Raw genomic sequence first — 26,546 nt, 5'->3', positions numbered from 1 at the left:
CGCTACGCGAGCTTGATCTTGGGGTTGAAGTACGCCTGCGCCACGTCGACGAGCAGGTTGATCAGCACGAAGGCGACGGCGATGACGAGGATTCCGCCCTGGACGAGCGGGATGTCCCGGGACGAGATGGCCTGCTGGAGCGCCAGCCCGACGCCCGGCCAGGAGAACACCGTCTCGGTGAGCACCGCCCCGCTGAGCAGGAACCCGGCCTGGAGGCCGATCACCGTGACGACCGACGGCATGGCGTTGGGCAGGACGTGCCGGACGACGACGTGGAACTCGCCGACGCCCCGCGAGCGGGCGGTCTGCACGTAGTCGTTGTCGATGACCTCCAGCACGGCGGAGCGGGTCATGCGGGCGATGACGGCGAGCGACCAGGCGGCCAGGGTGATGACGGGCAGCACCATGTGGGCCGCGGTGTCGAGGGCGCCGCCGCCCGCGATCGAGGTCATGCCGGTCGCGGGGAGGATCCGCAGCTGGAGCGAGAACACGACGATCAGGACCAGGCCGAGCCAGAACGACGGCACGGAGTTGAGGAACAGCACGCCCACGGTCAGCCCGCGGTCCCGGACGGAGCCGGGCTTCTGCGCGGCCCAGGTGCCGATGGCCACGCCGAGCACCGCGGCGACGACGATGGCCGTGCCGGAGAGCAGCAGGGTGTTCAGCAGCCGCTCCGACAGCACCTCGGAGACCGGGCGGCCGAAGGACAGGGAGCGGCCGAGGTCGCCGCTGAACAGGTTGCCGAGGTAGGTGAAGTAGCGCGAGACGGCGGGCTCGTCGAGGCCGAGGTCCTCGCGGAGCGCCTGGCGGTCCTCCTCGGAGGAGGTGGGGCCGAGCAGCGCGGTGGCCTGGTCGCCGGGGATGATCTGGCCGAGGCCGAAGGTGGCGACGGTGACCCCGAGGAGTACGGGGATCATCTGGAGCGCGCGGCGCAGGACGAAGGTCAGCATGCGGGGTCTCCCGTCTTGCCGGTACGGGCCGCCTCGCCGGGCCGGGCGTCGTCGGCAGGGGCGGCGTCGGCAGGGGCGTCGTCGCCGGTACGGGCCGGGCCGTACGCCGCGCCGCCGTCCGCGGCGCCGTCCGCCGCGCCGCCGTCCGCGCCGTCGTCGTCTGCCTGCGCCGCCCGCGAGCGCCGCGAGCGCGGGTCGAGCCGGTCCCGTACGCCGTCGCCGAGGAGGTTGAAGCCCACCGCCAGGACCACCACCGCCAGCCCGGGGAGCGTGGCGACGTGCGGCGAGGTCACGAGCAGCGCCCGGCCGCCGCTGAGCATCTGGCCCCAGTCGGGGGTGGGTGGCTGGGCGCCGAGGCCGAGGAAGGCGAGGCTGGCGCCGAGGATGACGTTGCGGCCGGTCTGGAGGGTGGCGAAGACGACCACGCCGCCGAGCAGGTTGGGGGCGATGTGGCGGAACGCGATCCGCCGGTGCCCGTAGCCGAGGGCGGCGGCGGCCTCGACGTACTGCTCCTGCCGGAGCGAGACGACGTTGCCACGGACGATCCGGCCGAACTCGGGGATCGTCACGACCACCACCGCGACGATCAGCGACGTGGTGCTGGGCCCCAGCGCGACGCCGATGCCCAGCGCCAGCAGGATGCCGGGGAACGAGAACATCACGTCGAAGACCCGCATGAGCACGCTGTCGGCCCAGCCGCCGACGTAGCCGGAGAGCAGGCCGAGGCAGCCGCCGACGGCCAGCGCGAGGACCGTCGGCAGGATCGCGACGAGCAGCGCCATCCGGGCCCCGTACATCAGCCTGCTGAGGATGTCGCGGCCGACCTCGTCGGTGCCCAGCAGGTGCCCGTCGCTGAAGAGGCCGAGGCCGATGGCCGCGGGGTCGGTGTCCAGCGGGTCGTGCGGGGCGATAAGGGGCGCCAGGAGCGCGACGAGGACGGTGGCGGCGACGATCCCGCCGCCGAGGTACGCGGTGGCGTTGCCGGCGGAGAGCCGGGCGAGCCGCCCGCGCACACCGGCCCGCGCCCGCGCCCGCGGGCGGGCGGCGGACGCCGCGCCGGCGCCTCCGGGTGGTGCTGCCGCGGTGGCCTTCATGGCTGTGCTCCCCTCGCTTCTCTCCACACGTGTCTCGGCACCTGTCTCACCTCTCCCGTCCCTCACCGGCGGCGGATGGTGGTGTAGTCGACGTAGACCGAGGCCGCGGCCGCCACGCCGCGGACCTCGTCGGCGAGCAGCCGGGGCAGCCGGTCCTGGTAGAGGAAGACCCAGGGGGCGTCGGCCGCGATCCGGTCGGCGGCCCGCCGGTAGAGCCGCATGCGGCGGGCGTCGTCGGGCTCGCCCCGGGCCCGGCCGAACAGCGCGTCGACGTCGTCGTTCGCGTACCAGCCCCGGTTGACGCCCTCCGGCGGGTGGGCCTGGCCGCTGAACATCCGCTCCAGGAAGTCGGCGGCGTCGGCGCCGGTCGTCCAGCCGTTGAACGAGCCGTGGGTGCGGTCGTCGTAGCCGTTGCCCTCCTCGGCCACCAGGGACGCGAACTCCAGGTAGCGCACGTCCAGCGCCACCCCGACCGCCTTGAGGTCCTGCTCCAGCAGCGCCATGATCTCGGTCGACTGCGAGAAGCCCGGGCCGCTGTCGGGGGCGAGGAGGGTGAGGCGTACGGGCGTCTCGACGCCGCTCTCGCGGATGAGCTGCCGGGCGCGCTCCGGGTCGTACCGGTAGGCGGAGCCGTCGTTCCCCGCCGCGGCCCGCTCGTCGTACGCCTCGTTCCCGCGCGGCAGCGGGCCGGAGGAGGGCGCGACCTGGCCCTGGGTGAGGGTGGCGATCGCCTCGCGGTCGACGGCGTGGTTGAGCGCCTGCCGGAACTCCGGGTCGTCGGTGGGGGCGATACGGGTGTTGAGCCGCAGGAAGTACTGGTTCGCCGCGTCGGGGTACTGCACCCGCATCGCCTCGTCGTGGGTGAGCTGGTGCACCTGCTGGGCGCCGGCGCTGAGGATGGCGTCCACCTCGCCCGTCTCGGCGGCGATGGCGAGGGTGGTGGGGTCGGTGACGGACTCGACGACGATCGTCTCCGTGCGCGGCCTGCCGCCCCAGTAGCCGGCGTTGCGCTCCAGGGTGATGCGGCGGCCGTGGTCGGCGGCCTCCTGCGTGAACGGGCCGGTGCCGGCCGGGTGCAGGCCGATGTCGTCGGGCTTCAGGCCGGTCAGCGCCCGGGGGCTGACGATCGACATGCGCCGGTCGGTGAGCAGCCGCGGGAGCCCCGCGTACGGCTCGGAGAGCCGCAGCGTCAGCCGGTACGGGCCGGTGACCTCGACGCGCTCGATCCAGCGGGTCAGGAACGTCATGTTCCCGGCGGCGGTGGCGTCGTGGACCGGGGAGTCCTCGTCCATGATCCGGTCGAAGTTCAGCTTGACGGCGTCGGCGTCGAGGCGGGCGCCGTCGGCGAAGGTGACGCCCCGGCGCAGTTCGAGGGTGTAGCCGCGGGCGTCCGGGGCGGGCTTCCAGGACGTCGCGAGCCCGGGGCGGAGCGCGGGTGCGCGGTCCGTACGGGCGCCGAGGTCCTCGCGGATGAGGGGGTCGTAGAGGGCGTCGATGACGCGCAGGCCCACGGTGCCGGACATGCGGTGCGGGTCGAGCGGGGGTATCTCGCCCTCGGCGCCGATGACCAGGGTGCCGGAGTCCCGGCCGAAGGAGGGGTTGGCGCCGCAGCCGGCGAGGAGCAGGGCGGCGGCGAGGGCGCAGCCGACGGCGGCGCGCGCTCCCCTGCGGGGGGCGCGTGCGGTGCGGGGGGTGCGGGATGCGCGGGTCGGACGGGACGCACGGGGGCGGTGGGTGAGCCTCATGCCGGTCGCCTTTGCTCGTCGTCGGATGGGTGGTGCCGCGGGTGACGCAGGCCGTCGCCCGTGCCCGCGCCACGGCCCGCGCCGGCGCCCCCGTCGCTGTCCGGGGCGCCGCCGGGGCCCGCGCCCGGGGCCCCGGCGCCCGCGGCCGCGCGCAGGTCGGTCAGCACGGCGCGGGCCGCGTTGCGGCCCGGGGTGCCGGTGACGTAGCCGCCGGGCCAGGTGCCGGCGCCGGAGAGGTAGAAGCCGCGCAGCGGGGTGCGGTAGCCGGCGACGGCGGGGTGGGGGCGGGCGCCGAAGAGGCCGGCGGGCAGCATGTCGCCGTGCGTGATGTTGCTCTCGGCCAGGCCGAGTTCGCGCTCGATCTCGACGGGGCCCATGAAGCGGTGGTCGGTGATCCGGTCGGCGAGGCCCGGCATCAGCTCCTCCAGCACCGCCACGCAGCGGCGGCCGAACGCCTCGACCCGCCCCGCGTCCCAGCCGCCGCCGTCCTCGGGCGCGTACGGCGCGTGCCAGGCGTTGACGCTGACGAGGTGGGTGTCCCCGGGGGTGAGGCCGGGCGAGGTGAGGGTGGGGACGAGGCCCCACATCAGCGGGCGCTCGGACGTCCGCCCCGCCAGGGCGGCGGTGACGGACTCCCCGATGTGGCCGAGGGAGTCGCCGAAGCGGAACTGGCAGGCGCGCGCCGCGTCCGGGTCGGTGCCGGGCGGCAGACCGGCGTACGGGGGCAGCGAGTCGACCTCCAGCACCAGCTTGAACGCCGAGCCGCGCATCCGCCGCGCCGCCACGTCCGCGCGGATGCCGGCGCCCAGCGCGCCGTCGTCGAGGAGGTCGCGGAAGAGGTGGACGGGGTTGACCGCCGCGACGACGCGGTCGGCGGCGAACTCCTCGCCGGACGCGGTGAGTACGCCGCGCACGCCGCCGCCGGCACCGCCGGCGCTGTCGTCGTCGTACAGGATGCGGGCCACGGGCGTGCCGGTGTGGAGCGCGACGCCGTACGCGCGGCAGCTCGCTTCGAGCGCGTCGACGATGGCGCTCATGGAGCCGACCGGCAGCCCGGTGGAGCCGCGCAGCGCCACCCGCTCGGCGTCCCCGGGGCCGCCGGCCCCGCCGGGTCCCGCCGCCGTCGCGCGGGCGAAGGGGCGCATCATCAGCCCGATCGCGGTGCCCGGCGCCGACGGCGGGACGAGCTGGGCGTTGAGGGCCAGCATGCCGAGCAGTCCCCCGACCTGCTCGGAGCGCAGCCGCTCGCCCAGCAGCCCGGCGAGGCTGCCGTCGAAGACGGCGTCGTAGAGCTTCAGGTCCTCCGGGTCCGAGAGCCGGCCGCGCAGCTCGTCCAGGGCCGGCGGCGGCGCGTCGAGCGAGACGCCGAGGGCGGCGCCGAGCCGGTCCAGGCCGGCGATCAGCTCGCGGTAGCGGCGGGCCTCGCCGGGGGCGAGGGCGTCGAGCTGGGCGTCGACGCGGGCCTGGTCGCGCCAGCCGACGAAGCTGCGGTCGGCGAAGCGGTGCACGACGGTGGGGTCGGCCCGTACGAACCGCAGACCGTGGTCCGCCAGCCGCAGCTCCCGGACCACCGCGGGGTTGAGGGAGCCGGGCGAGTTGGTGAACGACAGGGTCCGGCCGGGGAGGAACTCGTACGCCCCGCACGGCCCGCCGAGCCGGTCGCGCGCCTCGACCACCGCGACGCGCAGCCCCGCCCGGCCCAGGTAGGCGGCGGTGACCAGCCCGTTGTGGCCGCCGCCCACGACGACCGCGTCAAGACGCCTCATGGCGCACCACGTCCTCTCCGTCCGTCCCGGCTCGTCGGTACCGGCCGCCGTCAGCCCCGCGGGCCCGGCCGGAAGCCCTCGTCGAAGGCCCGGACCCAGTTGCCGCCCGCGATCAGCTCCACCTCGTGCTCGGCGAACCCGCGGCGGCGCAGCTCCGCGAGCACCTCGGCGTAGCCGCTGCCCGCGGCGAACCACTCGGGGAAGTCGACCTGGCCGGAGATCGGCACCATGGGCGTGCGGCTCCAGCGCCCCTGGCGCCACCAGTGGAGCTCCTCGTCGCCCTGGCCGGCGTAGTAGTCGGAGGCGAGGCCGACGTGCTCGACGCCGATCAGCTCCGCGGTGTACGCGACCATGTCGCAGAAGTCGGCGACGGTGCACGCCTGGCCGTTCGGCGCCAGCCGCGGGTACATGCTCAGGCCCACGACGCCGCCCTGCCGCGCCGACTCCTTCAGCACGGTGTCGGACTTGTTGCGGAAGGCGAGTTCGACGTCCTCGCCGACGAACGCGCGCGGGTTGGCGTGCGTGATCATGACGGGCCGGCCGGAGGTCTCGATCGCCTCCAGCGAGGTCCGCTCGTTGCAGTGCGAGATGTCGACGAGCATCCCGACGCGGTTCATCTCCTTGATGAGGTTCACGCCGTACGTGCGCGAGAGCCCGGCGTTGTCCGCCTCCCAGCAGCCGGCCCCGGCGGAGTTCTGGGTGTTGTACGTGAGCTGGGCGATCCGCACCCCGGCCTGGTGGAACGCGCCGACGAGGTCGAGGTCGTCCTCGAACGGGCTGCTGTTCTGGAAGCCGAGCACGACCGCGGTGCGGCCGTCGCGGTCCGCGGCGCGGATGTCGCCGGCGGTGCGGCCCTCGGCGAGCAGGTCGGCGTGCTCGGCGAGGTGCCGCTGCCAGCGTCCGACCTCGCGCATCGTCTCGGTGGAGTCCTCCCAGATGGCCACGGTGACGTGCACGGCGGTGAGCCCGGCGGCGCGCCACTCCTCGAAGCGTTCGCGGGCGGGCTTGTTGAACTGCAGGGCGTCTACGAGCACGGTCCTGTTCCTCTGCGGTGCGGTGGGGTGGTGGTGCGGGGCGCGGCGGGCGGCCGGGGCTCAGCCGGGCAGGCCCGGGATTCCGCCGAGCCGGCCGAGGGCGGGCAGGTCGTCCCGCAGCCCCAGGTGGCGCAGGGCCCGCCACAGGGACGCCTGGTTGCTCGTCACGACCGGCAGCCCGGTGTCGAGTTCGAGGTACGGCAGCACCTCGAACGTCCGGAACGTGCCGCAGGAGATGAGGAGGGCGTCCGCGTCGGGCGCCGCCCGGTGCAGCCGGCGGCCGAGCCGGTAGGCGCTGTCGGCGTCGTGCACGCTGGCCTCGTACGGGTCGGTGAGCTGGAGCCCCTCCATCGCCGCGACCTCGAAGCCGAGGGCGGTGAGGTACGTGCGCAGGGCCTCGTTGACCTCGTCGGTGTAGATGGTGCCGACGGCGACCTTCGTGGCACCGAGGGCGCGGAGGGCGTCGTTGGTGGCCTGCTGCATGGTGATCGCCGGGACGCCGGTGGCGGCGGTGATCTCGCCGGTGACCTTCTCGTCGGTGCCCGGGCCCGGGATGAAGGTGCCGGGGGCGCCGCACTGCACGATCAGGTCCACCTTGGCGGTGGCCAGCTGCCGCGACGCCTCGACGACCTGGCCCATCATCTCCCGCAGCCCGGCGGCGTCGACGCGCGGGACGATGGTCCGGGCGTCGGCGAACGCCACGCCCGTAGGCGCTACTTCGCGCCACTCCTCCGCTCCTTCGATCGCCGTCGCGGGGCGGATCTGCCCGATTCGCGCACGCCAGCCGAGCAACATCAGACGCTCACCTCAAGTTCTGGGACACTGTACCAAGACTGATTGGGACACCGTACCCACGGCTTTTGGGCAGGTCAATGGGGTGAGCCCGGACGGATCCGGAAACGAGGCGGCCGGTCAGGCGCCTGAGCGGCGCCGGACCGGCCGGAAAACGCGGGTGGTGAGGGACGTGGAGCGGGCCGCGCGGACCCTGCGGACCACGAGGACTGCGCGGACCGGGCGGACCGGGCGGACCGGGCGGACCGGGCGGACTATGCCGGCTGCCGCCAGCGGAGCGCGATCTCCGTCGCCGCCTTCTGCAGCACCGGTACGAGCTCCGCCATGCGCTCGTCAGTGAGCCGGGCCTCCGGCCCGTAGATGCTGAGGGCGGCGACCAGGCTGCCCTGCCTGCCGATGGGCACCGCCACGCCGCAGCCGCCGGCGATCCACTCGCTGCGGCTCAGCGCGAAGCCGTCCGCGCGGACCTCGGCCACCTGTCCCAGAATCCGGTCCGCGGCCGTCTCGTCCGGGCCGCCGGCCACGTGCTCCGCTACCAGCGGGCGCAGTTCGTCCTCGGGCAGCAGGCCCAGCAGGACCCGGCCGGTGGCCCCGGAGAACAGCGAGTAGGGCCGGCCCACGCCGGTGATCAGCCGCAGCGGCTGCGAGCTCTCCGCCTCGTGCACGGTCACGCGGCGGCCGTCGACGACGGTGGAGATGCAGGCGGTCTCGCCGGTCACCGCCGCGATCCGCGCGGTCGTGCCGGTGGCGGCGCTGACCAGGTCGCTGTTGTCCGCGTGCTTCCAGGCGAGCGTGAGCGCCGCGGGCCCGACGACGTACTTGCGGGTGGCCTCGTCCGCGACGGCCAGACCCACCCGCTCCAGGGAGGCGAGGATGCGCTGCGTGGAGCTCTTGCTGATCGCGAGGTCGCGGCTCAGCTCACGTACGCCCCGCGGGCGGTCGGCTTCGGCGATGGCCTTGAGCACCATCAGGGCGTGGTCCACGATCTGCACGGTCCCGGGCCCCGCGGCGCCCTGCGCACCCCCGCCCGTACCGGCCGCGGCGGCCGCGCCGCCCCGCCCGGCCGGGGCCGCCGGCTCCGACGCCTCTCCGGTCGCCATCGAGCCCGGTCCTCTCCTCGCAGCCGCTCCCTGATCCGCCAGGAGTATCACACAGGGCCCCATGAGCAGTCACTTCACGGCCGCGGCCGGCGCCGGCCCGGGAGCCGGCGCCGGGCCCCGGCTCAGACCTGGTCGTCGTCCACGTCGTACCGGCGCTCCGCCAGCCGCATCGGCCGGGCGGCCTCCGGGGTGCTCGCCACGGTGACGCCCGGGCGGCCCGCCTCCACGACGAACTCCGCCGACGTCGTCGCCCTGGTGCCCTCGGGGCGCCAGACCGTGTCGACGGTGCGCAGGGAGGCGGTCATCCGCTCCCGGGTCACGTCGCAGAGCACGTACGCGCGGCGGTTGTCGATGTACTTCCAGTGCGGGCTCTCCGCCATGATCGGGTCGTAGCGCGCGTGGAAGGCCGCCGGGTCGCTGTCCCCGCCCGAGGAGATCGACGAGCCGGTCAGCTCCGCGCCGACGACCGGGCTGGCCGGGTCGTCGAAGTCGGGCTTGAGGTCGCAGACCCAGGTGCAGTGGCGGTCGCCGGTGAGGACCACCGGGTTCTCCGTACGGCCGGAGCCGAAGAACTCCAGCAGGCGGCGGCGCTGGGCGCGGTAGCCGTCCCAGTTGTCGAAGTCGAAGACCTGCTCGGGGCCCGCCGTGCGGTCGTTCTGGGCCCACATGAGCTGGTTGGCCAGCAGGTTCCAGCGGGCGCCGGAGCGCTCCATGCCGCGGACGAGCCAGCGCTCCTGCTCGGCGCCGGTGATGGAGCGGGCCGGGTCCTCGGACTCCTCGATGCTGGTGATCTGGTCGCTGCGGTACTGCCGGGTGTCCAGGACGTGCACGGTGGCGAGGTCGCCGTAGCGCACCGACCGGTACAACTGCATGTCCAGCCCGTCGGGCATGGAGGTGCGGCGCAGCGGCATGTGCTCCCAGTACGCCTGGAGCGCGGCCACACGGCGGGCGCGGAACGCCTCGGGGGTCTGCTTGCCGGGGTCCTGGGGGATCTCGTCGGCCCAGTTGTTGTCGATCTCGTGGTCGTCGAGGGTGACGATCCAGGGGGCGTGGGCGTGCGCGGCCTGGAGGTGGACGTCGCCGCGGTACTGGGCGTGGCGGTTGCGGTACTCGGTGAGGCTGTACGGCTCGCCGGTGCCCTCGTGGCGGCGGACGGTCGTGTCGCGGGGGACGGACTCGTAGATGTAGTCGCCGAGGAAGGCGACGAAGTCGACGTCCTCCTGCGCCGCGTGGTGCCAGGCGGTGAAGTAGCCGTCCTGCCAGTTCTGGCAGCTGGCGAAGAGGAAGCGCAGGTTGCGGGGGTGGGCGTGGGCGGCGGGGGCGGTACGGGTGCGGCCGGCCGGGGACGTCTCGCGGCCGGCGCGGAAGCGGTACCAGTACTCGCGGTCGGGCCGCAGCCCGTGCACCTCGACGTGGACGGAGTGCCCGTGCTCGGGCCGCGCGAGGGCGGCGCCCCGCCGCCGTATCCGCGTGAAGGAAGGGGTGTCGGACACCTGCCACTGCACGGGCACCGGCCGCCCCGGCATGCCGCCGCCGGCGAGCGGGTCGGGCGCGAGCCGGGTCCAGAGGACGACCCCGTCGGGCAGCGGGTCGCCGGAGGCGACGCCGAGGGTGAACAGCCCGGCGGGCAGCCGGTCGGCGGTGCCGCTGCGTTCGGCGGCGGTGGCGGTGGAGGGGGCGAGCAGGGCCGGGGCCCCGGCGGCGGCGCCGAGCGCAAGGCCGCCGCCGGTGCCGAGTACGCTGCGCCGGTCCGGATTTGAGCGAGAACTCACGGATTCTTCCTTCTTGTGTGGGAAGTTGCCTGAGAACTTGCATGACCATGACGGCTGGAGAAGAAGGCGCGGGGAAGCGGCGGCGACGCCGAGACGGGCGCGGCCTGAAGGATGGGCGTCCCGCCGCGCGCGCCGCCGGATGCCCAAGCGCCGCGTGACCGTGCGCGCACGCAGGGGGACAGGAGACCGCCCCCGTGCCAGACTTGACGGCGTCGGTCCGGTCCCGTGCGGAGGAGTGGGACTTGCTCGAACCGCTGGAGGCGAACGCGCCGCGCCGGATCGGCCCGTACGAGCTGCTCGCGCGCCTCGGCGCCGGCGGCATGGGCGAGGTCTACGTGGGCCGGGAGCCCCCGGGGCAACCGGGCCGGCTGGCCGCCGTCAAGACCGTACGCCCCGAGCTGGCCGGGGACGCGGCCTTCCGGCGCAGGTTCCACCGCGAGATCGAGCTGGCGGGACGGGTCGGCGGCGCGCACGTGGCCGGGCTGCTCGGCGGCGCCGCGGACGGCGAACCCCCCTGGCTGGCCACCGAGTACGTGCCGGGCCCCAGCCTCGGCGAGGCGGTGCGGCGCAGCGGCCCGCTGCCCGCGCGGACCGTACGGGCGGTGGGCGCCGGGCTCGCCGCGGCGCTGGAGGCGATCCACGCGGCGCACATCCAGCACCGCGACCTCAAGCCCGCCAACGTGCTGCTCTCCGCCGCCGGCGTGCGGGTGATCGACTTCGGCATCGCCCGCGCCCGGGGCGTGACCACGCTGACGACGACCGGCTCCCTCGTCGGCACCCCCGGCTTCATGTCCCCCGAGCACCTCGCGGGCAGCAGGTCGGTCACCGCGGCCTCGGACGTCTTCTGCCTCGGCGCCGTGCTGTGCTACGCGGCCACCGGGCACGGCCCGTTCGGGGACGGCCAGCCGGCCGCGGTGCTCTACCGCATCGCCGAGGAGGAACCCGACCTGGAGCGGGTGCCCGCGGAGTTACGGGAGTTGCTGGCGCGGTGCCTGCACAAGGACCCCGGTCGGCGCCCCACCGCGGCGGACCTCGCCACGGACCTCGACGACCGGGACGACCCCGCCGCCCCTGGCGGCCCCGGCGGCACCGGCGGCACCGGCGCTGCGGACTGGCCGCCGGCCGTACGCGCCCGGATCGCCGAGCACGAGGAGGCCGCCGAGCGGCTGCGCCGGGTCCCCGGCGGCTCACTGCACCGGCTGCCGGCCCTGCCCGCCGAGCCCCCGGCAGCGCCGGGAGCGGGGACGGCGGGCGGTCGGCGGGCAGGCGCTCGGCGGCGGGCCGTTCTGGCCGGCGCCGCGGGGCTGGCGGTGGCCGCGCTGATCGCGGGGACGGTCGTCGTGCTGGAGCCGTTCTCCCCGGACACCCCCGACGGCGGATCCGGCGCCGGGCCCGCCCCGCCGCCCGGGGACGGGGCCGGAAACGGAAACGGGGACGGGGACGGGGCCGGGGCCGGCACGACGCCCCTGGTCGACGGCGTCGACGCGCTGGGCGGCCTGGACGGCTCCGGGGTCATCCCGCAGGACCCCGGGCAGCGCCCCGAGGGCTGGCGGCCGTGGCAGGGCACGCTCTCCGGGCCCCCGATGGGCTGCGCGGCCGACCCCGTCGTCCTCGTGTGCCAGCTGGTCGACGGAGCGTACGAGGGCGTGAGCGCGGCGGACGGCCGCCCGCTGTGGCGTACGGGCGCCGCGCCCCCCGAGCCGCCCCATCCGCGGGAAGCCTCCTACGGCGGGGCCGCGGGCGATCTCTACGTCCCGGGAGCCGGCGGCTTCCCCACCGTCCGCGACGGCGTCGCCGTCTTCGGCACCTCCGGGCGCCTGCAAGTGCGGGAGGCCGCCACGGGGCGGCTCCGGTGGCAGAAGCGGCACGAAGACGCGACCGGGGGCTACCAGGGGGGCAGCTTCGGCCGCCCCGTGGTGGCCGGCGGCCGGGTGTTCGCCACCGCCGGCGAGAAGGTCTTCGCCTACGACCTCGGCAGCGGCCGGGAGCTGTGGCGCCGCAACCTCACCAACGCGGACCTCCCGATGGCGGCGCGCCGGGTCAAGACGTTCGCGGCGACGACGTACGCGCACGACCGCCTCTACGCCCGTACCGACCTGGGACTCGTCGCCTACGACCCGGCCTCCGGCGACATCCTGGCCGAGTCCCCGCCGTACGAGCAGTCCTGCGACGTGGTGCGGGTGCGGGGAGACCACGCGTACTGCGCCGGACTCCTCCCGAAGGGCGAGCGCTACTCCTGGACGCTGTTCCGGCACGACGCGCGCACACTGCGGCGCGAGGGATCGGTCCGGGTCGACGGGATCGACACGAACACGCTGATCGGCTCGATCGGGACGTCGAAGCTGCTCGCGAGCGACTTCTTCGGCGGCGACATCCTCGTGATGGACCGCGACAGCGGCCGGGTCCTGCGGCGGTTCCCGTTCGGCAAGGACGCGTTCGGGCGGCATCTGTTCGTGGCACCCCCGCTGATCGCCGACGATCGCGTCCTCTTCGCCGACCACTCCCGGCTCTACGTGCTGCCGCTCGACGACCCCGGTACGGAGCCGCTGCGCGTCGAGGTCGACGGCGCCCCGGGCCGCAGGACCGAGCCGGAGCGGCACCCGCTCGACGACGTTCCCGTCGCGGACATCCCCCGCCACCCCTGGGTGCTGCCGCTGGGCGGCGTGGTCCACCTCGTCTACGACCGCGGGAAGATCGTCTCGATGCCGCTGCCGGACGGGGCCGGACCCGCGGAGAGATGACGTGTTCGAGCGGCTGCCGCCCGGCCACGACGGGCACATCGGGCCCTACCAGCTGCTGGCGCGGCTCGGCGCCGGCGGCATGGGGGAGGTGTACCTGGCGCGCCGCCCCGCCCCGGTCGGCCCGGGGGCGCCGGAGCTGGCCGCGGTCAAGACGATCCGTCAGGACGTCGCCGCCGCCGAGGAGTTCCGGATCCGCTTCCGGCGCGAGACCGAGGCCGCGCGGGCGGTGACCGGCCCCCGTACGGCCGCCGTGCTCGACGCCGAGGTCCGGGCCGCCCGGCCCTGGCTGGCCACGGAGTACGTGCCGGGCCCCGCGCTGGCGGACGCGGTGCGGCGCTGCGGGCCGCTCCCGTACGACACGGTGCGGGTGCTCGGCGCCGAACTGGCCGCGGCGCTGGAGGACATCCACGCCGCCCGGGTGCTGCACCGGGACTTCAAGCCCGGCAACGTGCTGCTCGCCCGCGGCGGGCCCCGGGTCATCGACTTCGGCATCGCCCGCGCCTTCGACGCCACCGCCCTGACCGCCACCGGACTGGTCGTCGGCACCCCCGGCTTCATGTCCCCGGAGCAGGTCACCGGCACCGGCGTGCCCGGACCCGCCGGCGACGTCTTCTGTCTCGGCTCCGTGCTGTGCTACGCGGCGACCGGGCGGAGCCCGTTCGAGGACGAGGAGGCCGCGGCCGTCCTCTTCCGCACCGCCCGCGCGGACGCGGACCTCGGCCGGGTGCCGGCCCCGCTGCGCGAGACCCTCGCCGCGTGCCTGCGCCGGGACCCGCGCGAGCGGATGGACGCGCGCACGCTGGCCGCGGTCCTCGGCGCGGAGCCCGCGACCGCGGTCCCGGGCGGCGGCTTCCCGTGGCCGCGCCCGGTCGGGGAGCTGATCGCCACGTACGAGCGGGCCGCCGCCGACATCGCCGCCGCGGCGCCCGCCGTACCACCGCCGCCGCACCGAGCGCCGCCGCCGGCCCCGGCCCCGGACCCGCCCGAACCGCCCCGGCCGGGCGCCCGGTGGGCACTCACAGTCGGCGCCGCCATGGCGGCCGTGATCACCGTGGTGCTGCTGGCCACCCTGCTGCCGGGCGGCGGCGGGACCGGCGGGAGCGGCGGGAGCGGCGGGAGCGGGACCGGCGGGACCGCCGCCGGTGCGTCCGGCGGCCGCACGTCCCCGCCGGCCGGCGGTGCCGCGGCGGACCGGCCTCCCGTCGTGACCGACGGCGGCGCCGCCGTCCGTACGGGCGACTTCGGCGACGCGGCCCTGAGCCTGACGGCCCGCCCGCCGGGCTGGAGCCCGTGGAACGCGTCCCTGCCCCCCGTCGACGGGTGCGCGATGGGCGGCCACGTCCTGGTCTGCACCACCGGTGGGGGAGGTGCCGTCGGCATCGACGCGTCCGACGGCACGCGGCTGTGGACCGTGCCGGGAGCGGCCCGGGAGCAGATCGGCAGCGTGTACCCGCCGCCCGCGATCGAAGGAGACGTGGCCTACCTGCCCCGGGCCGACGGGGTCACCGCCGTACGGCTGCCGGCGGGCGAGCGGCTGTGGACGGAACGCGGCAACGGCGAGCCGGTGCTGGGGCTGGCGGTCCTCGACGGCGTGCTGACCGTGGCGCAGGGGCCGCTGGACGCCCGGACCTCGATCCGCGCCCTCCGCACCACGGGCGGCCGGAAGGAGCTGTGGTCGTTCCGGGACGACCGGGTCTTCGGCGTGGCGGCCGTGGACGGCCGGGTCTACCTCAGCCACGCGCTGGCCCCGGGGCACGGTGCGCGGGTCGGGTACGCCGCCGAGGTCAGCGCCGTCGGCCTCCGCTCCGGCGACCGCTGCGGGCGGGCACGGTGCCGCGACTTCGCGGTCAGAGACGCGTGGATGCTCTGCTGGGAGTCGCCCGACCTCGCCGGGAAGACCGGCGCGACGGTGCTGACGGCCGACACGCTGGAGAAGCGCGGAACAATCGCCCCCGACGTGCCCCTCCGCGCCTCGCCCGTGCTCGGCGACGACGGGACGGTCCTGCTCGACGAGGACGGCCGCAGACTCGCCCGCTACGACCTCGCCTCCGGCGAGCGCCTGTGGGACAGAAAGATCATCACCGCCATCGCCGGCGTCGCGCTCCCCGCGGAGAACGACGTCCTGCTGCTGGCGGGCGACCGGATCATGGCGGCCGAGGGCGTCACCGTCCACGCCACTCCCCCGGGAGACCCGGACGGGCGCGTGCGCCGACGGCGGTTCGACGTGGAGTTCAACACGGACACGACCGACACCGGGCCCCTGCTGACCGCCACCCTGGTCTCCGGCGGGGTCGTCTACCTGGTCTACGGCGACGGCACCGCGGTCTCCGGCTACCTCCCCGGATGAAGCGCCCGGAATGCCCGGCCTCACCGCCGGGAGGCGGGGGCTGACAGCAATCTGCCAATACCCGCCCCGCCCCCGGCGGGCGATGATGCCGGTACGGCTCCGAAGCGGTGACGCCTGAAGTGGGGTATCCGGATGGGCACTGGCTCCTCGCGCGCACCGTCGTCAGCGGACCCCGAAGAACCCGCGGTCGCCACCCACTGCCCGTACTGCGCCCTCCAGTGCGGCACCCTGCTGCGGTCCGGCGCGGCGCCCGGCGCACCCCCGCACGTCGAGCCCGACGCCGGCTTCCCCGTCAACCGGGGCGGCCTGTGCCAGAAGGGCTGGACCGCCCCCGCCGTCCTCCGCGCCCCCGACCGGCTGCGCACCCCCCTCGTCCGCGACCGCGCCGACCGCCTCGCGCCCGCCGCCTGGGACACCGCCCTCGACACCGTCGCCTCCCGGCTCGCGGCCATACGCGCCGCGCACGGCCCCGACTCCGTCGCCGTCTTCGGCGGCGGCGGGCTGACCAACGAGAAGGCGTACCTGCTCGGCAAGTTCGCCCGGGTCGCCCTCGGCACCCGGATGATCGACTACAACGGCCGGTTCTGCATGTCCTCCGCCGCCGCGGCCGGCGTCGCCGCCTTCGGCCTGGACCGCGGGCTGCCGTTCCCCGTCACCGACCTCGCCGAGGCCGACACCGTCCTCCTCGCCGGCGCCAACCCCGCCGAGACCATGCCCCCGCTCATGCGCCACCTGGGCAAGGCCGGCGCCCTTGTCGTCATCGACCCGCGCCGCACCCCCACCGCCGAGCGCGCCGCGCTCCACCTCGCCCCCGCCCCCGGCACCGACCTGGCCCTCGCGCTCGGCCTGCTGCACGTCGCCGTCGCCGAGGGCATGCACGACGAGGAGTACGTCCGGACCCGTACCGTCGGCTTCCGCGCCGCCTGGCGGCGGGCCGCCGGCTGGTGGCCGGAGCGCGTGGAGCTGGTCACCGGGGTCCCGGCGGCGGCGCAGCGGGAGGCGGTACGGCTGCTGCGCGAGGCCCGGCGCGCGTACGTCCTCACCGGCCGCGGCGCCGAACAGCACAGCAAGGGCACGGACACGGTCGCCGCGTTCGTCAACTTCGCGCTCGCGCTGGGCCTGCCCGGCCGCCCCGGCTCCGGATACGGCTGCCTGACCGGCCAGGGCAACGGCCAGGGCGGCCGCGAACACGGCCAGAAGGCCGACCAGCTGCCCGGCTACCGGCACCTCACCGACCCCGCCGCCCGCGCCCACGTCGCCGGAGTCTGGGGCGTCGAGCCGGACAGCCTGCCGGGTCCGGGGCTGAGCGCCGCGGAGCTGCTCGGCGCCCTCGGCACGGACCGCGGGCCGCGCGCGCTGCTGGTGTTCGGCTCCAACCCGGTGGTCTCCGCGCCGGACGCCGGGCGCGTCCAGCGGCGGCTGGCGGGGCTGGACCTGCTGGTCGTCGCGGACTTCGTACCGTCCGAGACCGCGGCGATGGCCGACGTCGTCCTGCCCGTCACCCAGTGGGCCGAGGAGGAGGGCACCCTCACCAACCTGGAGGGCCGCGTCCTGCGCCGCCGCCGCGCCCTGGCCCCGCCCCCGGGCGTACGCACCGACCTCGCCGTCCTCCGCGCCCTCGCCCTCCGCCTCGGCGAACCCGCCCACCGCTTCCCCGACGACCCGCGCCGCGTCTTCGACGAACTCCGCCGCGCCTCCGCCGGCGGCCCCGCGGACTACGGCGGCATCAGCTACGACCGCCTCGACGCCGGCGAAGCGCTCCACTGGCCCTGCCCCGCCACCCCCGCCGACGGCCCCCCGCACCCCGGCACCCCGCGGCTGTTCCTCGACCGCTTCGCCCACCCGGACGGCATGGCCCGCTTCCAGGACGTCGACCACCGCGAGCCCGCCGACGCGCGCGACGACCGCTTCCCGCTGTGGGCCACGACGGGGCGGCAGCTCGCCCACTACCAATCGGGCGCGCAGACCCGCCGGGTGCCGGAGCTGGTACGGGCCGCGCCGGAGGCGGTGGTGGAGATGCACCCCGACACGGCGGCCCGGGCGGGGCTCGCGGAGGGCGAGCTGGCGCGGGTGCGGTCGGCGCGCGGGGCGGTGCTGGCGCGGGTGCGGCTGGTGGCGACGCTGCGGACGGACACGGTGTTCCTGCCGTTCCACTTCCCGGGGCACGGGCGGGCGAACCTGCTGACGGGGACGGCGCTGGACCCGCGGAGCCGGATGCCGGAGTTCAAGGTGAGCGCGGTGTGTGTGGAGCGGGTGGGGGCGGAGGAGCCCCGGGCGGGGGTGCCTGCGGTAGCGGTACGGGGCGCGGCGGGTTGAGGGGGGCGCGGCGCGGCCGGCGGGCGGAGGCAGGGGGCGACGGGCCGGTGACCCCGGGGACGGGCCGGGGACGGGAGCCGGACCCGGGGACGGGCCGAGGGCCAGCCCCGGCCCCGGACCCGGAGCAGGCGCCGGGGACGGGCCGGAGCCCGGGCCCGGATCGGGGTCCGGGAGCCCGCGTCGTGATCGTCGGCGGCGGTCCGGTCGGTCACCGCGTGGCCGAGCGCCTGCGCCACCACGGCCACGCCGGGCCCGTCACCCTCCTCGACGCCGAGCCGGGCCCCGCCTCCTACCACCGGGTCCTCCTCCCCTCCCTCCTCGACGGCAGCCTCACCCCCGCCGACCTCCGCCTCCCCGACCTGCCCGGCGTCGGCGTCCGCCACGGCGTCTCCGCCGCCGGCGTCGACCGCCGCCGGCGCCAGGTGCGTACGACGGAACACGACCGGATCCCGTACGACACCCTCGTCCTGGCCACCGGCGCCCGCCCGCACCTGCCGCCCGTGCCCGGGCTGCGCGACGCCGCCGGCCGGCCGCTCGACGGCGTCACCGGGCTGCGTTCGCTGGCGGACGCCGCCCGCGTGCGCGGCGCCGAGGTCGTCGTCCTCGGCGGCGGCCCGCTGGGCGTGGAGACGGCGGCGGCGCTGCGGCGCGGCGGCCGGAACGTCACGCTGGTGCACCCCGGCCCGTATCCGCTGGACGACCGCCTCGACGCCGAGGCCGGCGCGCTGCTGACCCGGCGGCTGGCGGGGCTGGGGATCGGGCTGGAGCTGGGGCGGGTGGCCGCGGAGGTGCTGCCCGGCAAGCTGGTGCTCGACGACGAGTGGCTGCTCGGCTGGGACACCCTGCTGTGCTGCACGGGTGTCCGCCCGCGCACGCGGCTCGCGGAGGCGGCGGGTCTGGCGGTACGGACCGGGGTGCTGGTCGACGCCGAGGGGCGGACGAGCGACCCGGCGATCCGCGCGGTGGGCGACTGCACGGAGCCGGCGGGTTCGCTGGCCGCCGGGTGGGAGCAGGCGGAGGCGGTGGCGAGGTCGCTGGCGGGCAGGCCGGCGCCGTACGGGCTGGACGCCCGGCACCGGCCGGTGTTCCGGCTGCGGGTGCCGGGGCTGACGGTGGGGGCGCTGGGCGGGGCCGGGGCGGGAGACGACGCGGACGCCGGCGGCGAGGTCGTGACGTACCGCGACCCGGCCCGCGGCCGCTACGCCCGGCTGGCGGTGGACGCCGCCGGGCGGCTGTCGTCGGCGGTCGTCGTCGGCCTCCCGCACGCGCTGGCCGTGCTGTCCCAGCTGTACGGCACGGGCGCACCGCTGCCGGAGAGCCGCCTCGCGCTGCTGCTGGGCCGCGCCGCGCCGCGGCCGGGGCGGGGGCCCGACCTGCCGCCGGAGGCGGTGGTGTGCCGCTGCAACAACGTGACGAAGGCGGCACTCGCGACGGCCTGGCGCGCGGGGGCGCACGACCCGGGCGCGCTGGCGGAGGCGACGCGGGCGACGACGGGGTGCGGGACGTGCGCGGAGGAGATCCGGGGCCTGTGCCGGGAGTTCGCGGAGGGCACGCCGTGAAGCGCCTGCTGGTCATCGGGTACGGGATGACGGCGCACCGGCTGGTGGCGGAGCTGCGCTCGCGCGACCGGGCGGGCCGCTGGCGGATCCTGGTGCTGGGCGAGGAGCCGTACGCGGCGTACAACCGGATAGCGCTGGCGGACAGGCTGCGGGGCGTACCGGCCGGGAAGCTGACGCTGGCGGCGCAGGACGATCCGCTGGTGGAGCTGCGTACGCGCACGAGAGCGGCGGCGATCGACAGAGCCGCGCACGAGGTGGTGACGGCGGCGGGCGAACGGCTGCCGTACGACGCGCTGGTGCTGGCGACGGGCGCGGTCCCGGCGCGGCCGCCGCTGCCGGGGGCGGAGCTGCGGGGGTGCTACGTCTACCGGACCCTGGAAGACGTCAACGCGATCCGCGCGGCGGCGAAGCCCGCCCCGGAAGCGGTGGTCGTCGGCGGCGGCCTGCTGGGCCTGGAGACCGCGGAGGCGCTCCACCGCCACCTGGGCGTACGCCCGCACGTGGTGGAGGCGGCCCCGCACCTGATGCCGGCGCAGCTGGACCGCGCGGCGGCGGAGATCCTGTCGGCCGGCCTGCGCCGCACGGGCCTGCGCCTGCACGAAGACATGCCGCTCCGCTCCGTCGACGCGAGCCCGGACGGCACCGTGGCCGGTGTCACGCTGGCGGACGAAACCCGGATCAGGACCCGGCTGGTGGTCTTCACCGCGGGCACCCGCCCCCGCGACGACCTGGCGGCGGCCGCGGGCCTGCCGCGCGGCGAGCGCGGCGGCTACCTGGTCGACGCCGACTGCCGCACCCCGGACCCGGACATCTGGGCGATCGGCGACTGCGCGGCGGTCGAGGGCCGCCGCACGGGCACGGTGGCCCCCGGCTACGCCATGGCGACCCGGGTCGCCACCCACCTCACCGGCACCCCGGCACCCGCACCACCCCGGCCGCCGGCGGAACCGTCAACGGTGCTGAAGCTCCCGGGCGTCGACGTAGCCAGCCTGGGCAACCCCCACGCCACCACCCCCGGCGCGATAGAACTCACCTACACCAGCCCCGCCCCCACCCCGCGCTACGCCAAACTCATCCTGGACCCGGACGCGCACACCCTCCGGGCCGCCATCCTCCTGGGCCACCCCCGCGCCCACCCCCGCCTCGAAGCCCTGATGGGCCGTGAACTCCCCTCCTCCGCCGAACAACTCCTGGCCTGACGCCGCTCAGTTGTTTCTGCGAGATCAGCGCTGCTCGCGACGGCGAGAAAAGTACCTCGATCGGATCGATAAGTGACATGACGCCGGAATCCCCGATGCATACGCTGGTGCCACCGCACGAGTATCACTCCCGCCCCACGGACAGCTGAGCAACCCTAGGTATCCCCGGGAGTCTCCAGTGAGAAGTACACGCATTGCGTTAGGCGCCCTGCTCGTCACCGGGGCCGCCGGTCTCTCCCCCGCCACCGCTGCGCCGATCGCGCCGACGCCGCCGGAAACCCGGAACGCGTACGCCCTGTCCAGCACCGCGTTCGCCGACGGTGGCGCCATCCCCAAGGTCCACGAGTGCACCAGCGGCGGCGGAAACGACCCGGCCAAGAGGAACGAGTCCCCGCCCCTGACCTGGTCGGACGCTCCAACCGCCGCCAAGAGCTACGCGATCGTCATGCGCGATCTCGACAACGCCGACCTCATCCACTGGGTCATCTACGACATCCCGGCGACCACGACCTCGATCCCCCAGAACGTCGATCACACCTACCGGCCCTCGATTCCGGCGGGAGCAAGGCAGGTCTACTACCGGGGCAGCGCCAACTTCTACGGCTACCAGGGACCGTGCTCGCCCTGGACGGTGAACACCTACGAGTTCGTCGTCCACGCGCTCAACACGGAATCACTGACCAGCCTGAACTCCGGCTCGTCGACCCGGACCGCGGCCAGGGAGATCGACGCGGCGACAATCGCCTCCGCCGGCATCACCGGCGAGTCATAGCACCCGCCGCCAACGCCGCGCCGCAAAATCGTGGCCGGCCCTGATTCGCACCGTGTCTCCGAATGCGATTCCCTTCACGGAGAAGCGGGTGCGCCGTATCGGGCGAGCATGGTCAGCACCGCTTCGTCGACCGCGTTGGTGATGGCGGCGTCGTCGGGCTCCCAGTGCGCGAGCAGCATCCGCGGCCAGAACACGTAGTTGGAGATCATCCCAAGGAACTGCGTCGCCGCCGTCTCCGCATCGTCGAGCCGGGCCGTACCGGCGGCGTTCTCCGCCGCCAGGTAGCGGCGGACCGATGCGAAGTAGGGCATCTTGCCGAGCTTGAACTGGGTCTCGCCGAGTTCGGGAAAGCGCGGTACCTCGGCGATGACGATGCGGAAGAGGGCGGCCATGCCGGGCTGCGTGAGAAGAGCCGAGTAGCGGCGTCCGATGGCTTCGAGCCCCGCGCGGAGGTTCCCCGGCTCGGGGAGGGGCTCCTCCTCGTCGCCGGCCGTCCAGTACTCGGTGACGATCGCCTCGAACAGGGCCGCCTTGGTGGTGAACTGCTTGAACAGGGTCGCCCTAGACACTCCGGCCGCCTCGGCGATGCGGGCCAGCGAGGTGCCGTCGTAGCCGGAGTCGAGGAACAGCTTCGTCGCCGCCTCGATGATGGACGTCCGCTTCTGCGCCGCCACGCGCCGGTGGTATTCCGAAGGCTGTGCCGTCATGCCCTCCAGTATGCCCCTCACTGCGAGGTGAGTCACTTGACTCACCTCTACCCCGGCCGTACCTTGAGAGAGGAGGTGAGTCACTCGGCTCACCACTAGTGCGAGCCTGAAAGGAGGCACCATGGGACGCTTCGAGGGCCAGACCGTCATCGTCACGGGCGGCAGCGGGGGCATGGGCAGCAGTCACGTGCGGGGCTACCACGCCGAGGGGGCGAACGTCGTCATCGCCGGCCTCGACGACGACGCCGGCCGCGATCTCGCCGCTCAGCTCGGCGATCGGGCTCTGCCCGTCCACCTGGACGTGGCCGGCGAGGACGACTGGGCGGCGGCGGTGCGAGCAGTCGAAGACCGCTTCGGGCCGGTCACCATCCTGGTCAACAACGCGGGCGTCCAGAACCCGGCGGCCCCCATCGAGCACACCGACCTCCGCACCTGGGAGCACACCTTCGGCGTCAACGTCACCGGCCAGTTCCTCGGCATCAGGGCCGTGGCTCCGTCGATGCGCAGGGGCGGCGGCGGAACCATCGTCAACATCGCCTCGACCGTGGCCCACGGCGGCACGGCCTTCTACGCCCCGTACACCGCCAGCAAGTGGGCCGTGCGCGGGCTGACCAGGACGGCCGCCCTGGAGCTGGGGCGCGACAACATCCGGGTCAACTCCATCCACCCCGGCGTCGTCTCCACACCGCTGATCAACGAACCCACCGTCGCGGGCCAGCCCCCCATCGCCGACTTCTACTCGCCCGAACCCTTCGCCATCCCCCGCCTCGCCGAACCCTCGGACGTCACCCGCCTGTTGCTCTTCCTCACCTCCCAGGACGCGTCCTTCGCCACGGGCTCGGAGTTCGTCCTGGACGGGGGCCTGCTGCTCGGCCCCGCGCTCCCGCCCGAAACCGGCATCGCAGCCTGAGCCGGCGGTGCGGTACGGGGCGCGCAGCACCGGGCTGGGCCCGCGCTGCCGCGGGCGGCCTCCGAGCCGCCGTCGGCCTTCGCGGGAGCCGGAGGGAAACGGGACTGGCACCCCGCGCCGCCCGGCGGGGTCGGGGTGAGCGGGCGGCGCGGGGCACGGGGGCGGGGCTGCGGCGCCGGTCAGCCCGTTTCGGTGGCGGAGGAGCGGGCGGGAACCGTGAGGGTCTTGCCGTCGGAGAAGGTCACGGTCTGCTCGCTGTCGCCGTAGTTGTGTGCGGCGTACGTCTTCGTGCCGCCGGTGGCGAAGACCGCCGCCGTCGGGCTGTCGGCCGTCACCGTGGTGTCCGGCGGGCCGGTCGCGGCGAGGGTGTGGATCCAGTGGTAGACGTGCGCCCACGACTCGCCGGCCTCCGGTGCGTACGTGCCGCCGCCGCCCGCCGCGTACGCGTCCCGCGCCGCGGCCGGGTCGCTGAGGGCCCGGAACTCCCACAGCAGCTCGCGCCACTCCACCGCCGGGCCGCCGTTCTCCCGCTCCATCTCGGCGAGGTTGCGGTCGATGGCGGCCTTGTCGCGGGCGAGGTGCAGGGAGGCGCCGGTGACGGGGAGGACGTTGATGCCGTGGATCTCCTCCGGGTTGCCGGTCCACCAGGTTGCGTGGGCGCCGCCGGCGCTCCACACCATGCCGAGGGTGTTGTGCGCGTAGTCCGCCGGGAAGGTGTCCTCGTCGGCGTCGAACCAGTAGTTGCGTACCGCCTCGGACTCGGTGGTGAGCATGTAGACGCCGAGGTCGCGGAGTTCGGTGTCGCCCGTGGCGGCGCCGAAGAGGATCAGCCCGGCGCTGAGGTTGACCGACTCGGACGACGCCTCCTGGTTGTTGCCCGCGGCGAAGCCGGCGTGGCCGGCGGCCCAGCTGTGGCCGGCGTAGACGTCGAAGCCGCGCAGGAACGGGTAGCGGTCGCCGTCGCGCGAGGAGTTGGCGGCGTCGGCGATCAGCTCGCGCACCATGCCGCCCCAGGCGGAGTCCGCGGCCCAGGCCGGGTCGTACTGCGTGACGACCGCGGCGGCCATCACGTAGTAGCCGTAGTGGAAGTGGTGGTCGTTCAGCTCGGTGTCGCTGCCGTACGAGGCCGGGTAGCCGGTGAGGGTCTTCCAGACCGCGTCGTACGAGAACTCCGTCTCGCCGCCGGCCGTGAACCACTCCTCCAGCCGCGACTTCATCGCGCCAAGGATCTTGTCCCGCGCCGCCGTCGCGCCCACCTGGTCGGCGAGCGGCACGACCTGGGCGAGCCGGCCGAGGGCCTTGCCCGTCCAGTACGTGTCGGCGGCACCCACGGTGGCGCTGTCGGCGACCTCGTCGACGAAGGCGGTGAGCTGCCCCCGGTCGACGCCGTCCGACTGCGGCAGCGCGGGCAGCACGCCGGTGACGGCCTGGGAGGTGGTGAAGGAGGCGCCCTCGCGGAGCTTCATGGTGCCGCGCGGCGAGATGTACTCGTGCGCGGTCAGCTCGTCGGCGGTGTGCTTCCACTGGTGCGGGTAGAGCGCCTGGAGGGTGCCGGTCTCGGTGCCCTCGCGGGCCTCGGTCCGCAGCGTGTACGTGGCGTTCATGCGGCCCTCGTCCGGGGCGTAGTCCCAGTCGACGCGGGAGCCGGTGACGAAGCTGAAGGCGTACCGGCCGAAGGTCGCGAAGGTGTCGGCGCCGGCGTCGGGGAGGACGGCGACGGAGTAGTAGTCCTTGCCGGCGAGGTCGGCGGTGAGGGTGCTGCCGGAGACGGTCCAGTCGCCGCCGGTGGGGGCGAAGAGCGCGTAGTGGTTGCCGCCGACGGTGATGCCGAGGGCGTTGCCGTCGTCGGCGAAGACCTCGGGCGCGGCGGCGGCGGTGACCTGCGCGGCGCCGCCGGTGGCCTCGGCGTAGACGTACGGGCTGCCGTGCCCGATGGTCGCGCGGAAGGTCTGGGCGCCGCCGTCCCAGTAGGGGCTGACGGTCCAGTCGGACCAGCCGTCGGCGCGGGCGTCGGGCGCGTTGAGGCCGGTGACGCCGAGGGTGAGGTCGGCCTTGTGCGGGAACTCGTACTGCACGCCGCCGCCGACGACGACGTGCTCGGTGGCGTAGCCGATCTCCAGCCCGCCGGCGACGGCCTGGTAGCTGAGGGGGTGGCCGAACATGGGCAGCGAGTACGGGTTGTCGGCGGCCCGCTGGAACGCGAGCGACGACCACCAGTCGTTCGTCGGCACGGGCCGGTCGGCGACCCGGTCGGTGACCTTGGGCGTCACGGGCTGCCCGGCGTTGTCGACGGGCCCGGAGGCACCGGGCGGGCGGGTGTCGGAGTAGCTCCCGCTGCCCACCGGTATCTCGGCGGCGCCGGCGCTCCCGGCGGGCAGGGCCACACCGGCGGCGACGGTGGCGGCGGCGGTGAGGATCAGGAGGGTGCGTCTGCGCTTCGGCTGTGGTCCCACGAGCTGCGTACCTCGCAATGAGTGGGGGACAGAGGAGGGTGAGAGCGCTCTCAGAGGGGCGACGCAGAACCTAGAGCCGCCCGAAACCGCTGTCAACACCTCTCGTCGGAACACGCCTTGAAACCCTCCCCCCGCATTCAGTTCCTGAACGCGCCCCGACACACAAGCAGTCGGTCACGGCCGGTGGGGAAGGTGGGGCGCCGGGCTGACTGCGCGGTGGCCGGGTGCCCCGGAGGGGCCTCCCCTCCGGGGCCCCACAGACCCCACCGTGACGGCCTCCCGCCACCGGGCACTTGCAACGCTGCCGCGCAGCCGCTCGGTCTGCTTCCGTCCTCGTCCAGTGACGTTGCCGTCAACTACTGCCGTCAGGCGGTCCCACTGGGCACCACCCACCAAGTAGCGATTCGCGAGTGAAAGCAAGGTCACGGGCTACAGGAAGAGGGGGCAGGTCGTCAACCTTTACCGCACCCGCTCGCGGAGGTTATTCACCCACCGCGAATCTCCAATCCCACAGAGGTTCCCTCTGGAACCGTGCCAGAACCTCTCCATATTCGATGAGTTCGCCGTAATTCGTATCCAGCAAGCCCGATAGCCCCTGGATTACTTCACCCAGGAGATCCCGAATGCAAGACATTCCCGAGTATTCAAGCGTGATCGCCTGAAACTCGCCAATCTTCTGGCGAATCTCATCCACTTCTTCCTGATCGAATTCATCGAGAACATCCCCGGACGCGTCTACGCCGAAGCTGCATTCTCCTCGATCCAGCAGATCAAAGGTTTCACCCTCACTGTAGGCGCCAGCTTGCTCCAGGCGGTCTACGATGCGCTGATGGCTCCCTGGGGGACTGAGGAGAACGATGGTAGGCCTCATGGATCTTCCTGTCGTGACGGGCGTGTCGGATCTTGTACTACGGAGCCAGGACATCCAGCAGGACATTCTTATCGCGAGTGACCATGATGCCGGCCCGCTCAAGACTCTTGATCGCGAGTTCTCAAAGTCTGTTTCAGCGCTCCCTTACCCGGGCCCGTCTTTGACCTGAACCACAGCGTTCCTGGTCACGATGTCGAAATCCGTGAGCACTTGACCGTCTGCACCGACGATGTCGACTCCCTGCCCGGACATGCCCCGGATAACGTGCGTGTTGATGTCGTCAACCAGTTCGGGAACGGGAGGATCGTCTCCCTTTCCGACCATGTGCGTCGGACACCCATTGCTGTCGTGGACGAGGACCGGCGTCTCGCCCGCCAGCACATAGTACGTGTGCTACGCGACCCCTCTCTATCTGCGT

Annotated in this window: 17 protein-coding genes and 1 pseudogene; 7 read left to right on the top strand and 11 right to left on the bottom strand. The window is 74.7% G+C overall.

From position 1 onward, the window contains the following. Positions 1-2: 2 nt before the first annotated feature. From ACHZ99_RS22025 to ACHZ99_RS21990, 8 genes are all read right to left on the bottom strand, one after another. Entirely contained in the window at positions 3-950 is a 948-nt protein-coding gene (locus ACHZ99_RS22025; protein WP_420306420.1) for an ABC transporter permease, read from the bottom strand. Then, positions 944-2,044 carry an ABC transporter permease gene (locus tag ACHZ99_RS22020; RefSeq protein ID WP_420306419.1) on the bottom strand — a complete coding sequence of 367 codons (1,101 nt, stop codon included), beginning with the start codon at positions 2,042-2,044 and terminating at the stop codon, positions 944-946. The genes ACHZ99_RS22025 and ACHZ99_RS22020 overlap by 7 nt, the downstream gene beginning before the upstream one ends. A 62-nt stretch (positions 2,045-2,106) precedes the next feature. After that, positions 2,107-3,789: an ABC transporter substrate-binding protein gene (locus tag ACHZ99_RS22015; protein WP_420306418.1), complete on the bottom strand. Its 1,683-nt coding sequence runs from the start codon at positions 3,787-3,789 to the stop codon at positions 2,107-2,109. Further along, a complete protein-coding gene (locus tag ACHZ99_RS22010; RefSeq protein WP_420306417.1) occupies positions 3,786-5,555 on the bottom strand; it encodes a phytoene desaturase family protein in 1,770 nt (589 codons plus the stop codon). The genes ACHZ99_RS22015 and ACHZ99_RS22010 overlap by 4 nt, the downstream gene beginning before the upstream one ends. Positions 5,556-5,605: 50 nt before the next feature. Beyond that, a complete protein-coding gene (locus tag ACHZ99_RS22005; RefSeq protein ID WP_420306416.1) occupies positions 5,606-6,589 on the bottom strand; it encodes a membrane dipeptidase in 984 nt (327 codons plus the stop codon). Between the two features lie 60 nt (positions 6,590-6,649). Further along, complete coding sequence (locus tag ACHZ99_RS22000) at positions 6,650-7,384, bottom strand: maleate cis-trans isomerase family protein (protein WP_420306415.1); 735 nt, start codon at positions 7,382-7,384, stop codon at positions 6,650-6,652. Between the two features lie 251 nt (positions 7,385-7,635). After that, complete coding sequence (locus ACHZ99_RS21995) at positions 7,636-8,481, bottom strand: IclR family transcriptional regulator (RefSeq protein ID WP_420306414.1); 846 nt, start codon at positions 8,479-8,481, stop codon at positions 7,636-7,638. Positions 8,482-8,603: 122 nt separating this feature from the next. Further along, complete coding sequence (locus tag ACHZ99_RS21990) at positions 8,604-10,253, bottom strand: alkaline phosphatase D family protein (RefSeq protein WP_420306413.1); 1,650 nt, start codon at positions 10,251-10,253, stop codon at positions 8,604-8,606. 242 nt (positions 10,254-10,495) lie between these two features. On the opposite strand from ACHZ99_RS21990, the gene ACHZ99_RS21985 reads away from it, so the two are divergent. The 6 genes from ACHZ99_RS21985 (at position 10,496) to ACHZ99_RS21960 (ending at position 21,187) form a co-directional block, all read left to right on the top strand. Next, entirely contained in the window at positions 10,496-12,994 is a 2,499-nt protein-coding gene (locus ACHZ99_RS21985) for a protein kinase domain-containing protein (RefSeq protein WP_420306412.1), read from the top strand. 1 nt (position 12,995) lies between these two features. Then, positions 12,996-15,341, top strand: a complete 2,346-nt coding sequence (locus tag ACHZ99_RS21980; RefSeq protein ID WP_420306411.1) for a protein kinase domain-containing protein — start codon at positions 12,996-12,998, stop codon at positions 15,339-15,341. Positions 15,342-15,473: 132 nt separating this feature from the next. Continuing rightward, the gene (locus ACHZ99_RS21975) at positions 15,474-17,657 is read left to right on the top strand and encodes a molybdopterin oxidoreductase family protein (protein ID WP_420306410.1); all 2,184 of its coding nucleotides are present in this window, start codon (positions 15,474-15,476) and stop codon (positions 17,655-17,657) included. Positions 17,658-17,839: 182 nt separating this feature from the next. Then, positions 17,840-19,216 carry an FAD-dependent oxidoreductase gene (locus tag ACHZ99_RS21970; protein ID WP_420306409.1) on the top strand — a complete coding sequence of 459 codons (1,377 nt, stop codon included), beginning with the start codon at positions 17,840-17,842 and terminating at the stop codon, positions 19,214-19,216. Then, positions 19,213-20,415, top strand: coding sequence for an NAD(P)/FAD-dependent oxidoreductase (locus ACHZ99_RS21965; RefSeq protein ID WP_420306408.1), 1,203 nt, complete (start codon positions 19,213-19,215; stop codon positions 20,413-20,415). Before ACHZ99_RS21970 ends, ACHZ99_RS21965 begins: the two co-directional genes overlap by 4 nt. A 178-nt stretch (positions 20,416-20,593) precedes the next feature. Next, entirely contained in the window at positions 20,594-21,187 is a 594-nt protein-coding gene (locus tag ACHZ99_RS21960) for a YbhB/YbcL family Raf kinase inhibitor-like protein (protein WP_420306407.1), read from the top strand. Between the two features lie 74 nt (positions 21,188-21,261). Here the strand turns inward: ACHZ99_RS21960 and ACHZ99_RS21955 are convergent, their stop codons facing one another. Further along, a complete protein-coding gene (locus tag ACHZ99_RS21955) occupies positions 21,262-21,894 on the bottom strand; it encodes a TetR/AcrR family transcriptional regulator (RefSeq protein WP_420306406.1) in 633 nt (210 codons plus the stop codon). 121 nt (positions 21,895-22,015) lie between these two features. On the opposite strand from ACHZ99_RS21955, the gene ACHZ99_RS21950 reads away from it, so the two are divergent. Next, positions 22,016-22,804, top strand: a complete 789-nt coding sequence (locus tag ACHZ99_RS21950; protein WP_420306709.1) for an SDR family NAD(P)-dependent oxidoreductase — start codon at positions 22,016-22,018, stop codon at positions 22,802-22,804. Between the two features lie 144 nt (positions 22,805-22,948). On the opposite strand, the pseudogene ACHZ99_RS21945 reads toward ACHZ99_RS21950, so the two are convergent. Further along, positions 22,949-25,257, bottom strand: a pseudogene (locus ACHZ99_RS21945) (glycosyl hydrolase); the annotation flags it as partial. Between the two features lie 481 nt (positions 25,258-25,738). Further along, complete coding sequence (locus ACHZ99_RS21940; protein ID WP_420306405.1) at positions 25,739-26,128, bottom strand: hypothetical protein; 390 nt, start codon at positions 26,126-26,128, stop codon at positions 25,739-25,741. Between the last annotated feature and the right edge of the window lie 418 nt (positions 26,129-26,546).

The sequence above is a fragment of the Streptomyces sp. MAR4 CNX-425 genome, from assembly GCF_048656465.1.
Lineage (GTDB): Bacteria > Actinomycetota > Actinomycetes > Streptomycetales > Streptomycetaceae > Streptomyces.
This window is presented reverse-complemented; position numbering and strand designations above follow the sequence as displayed.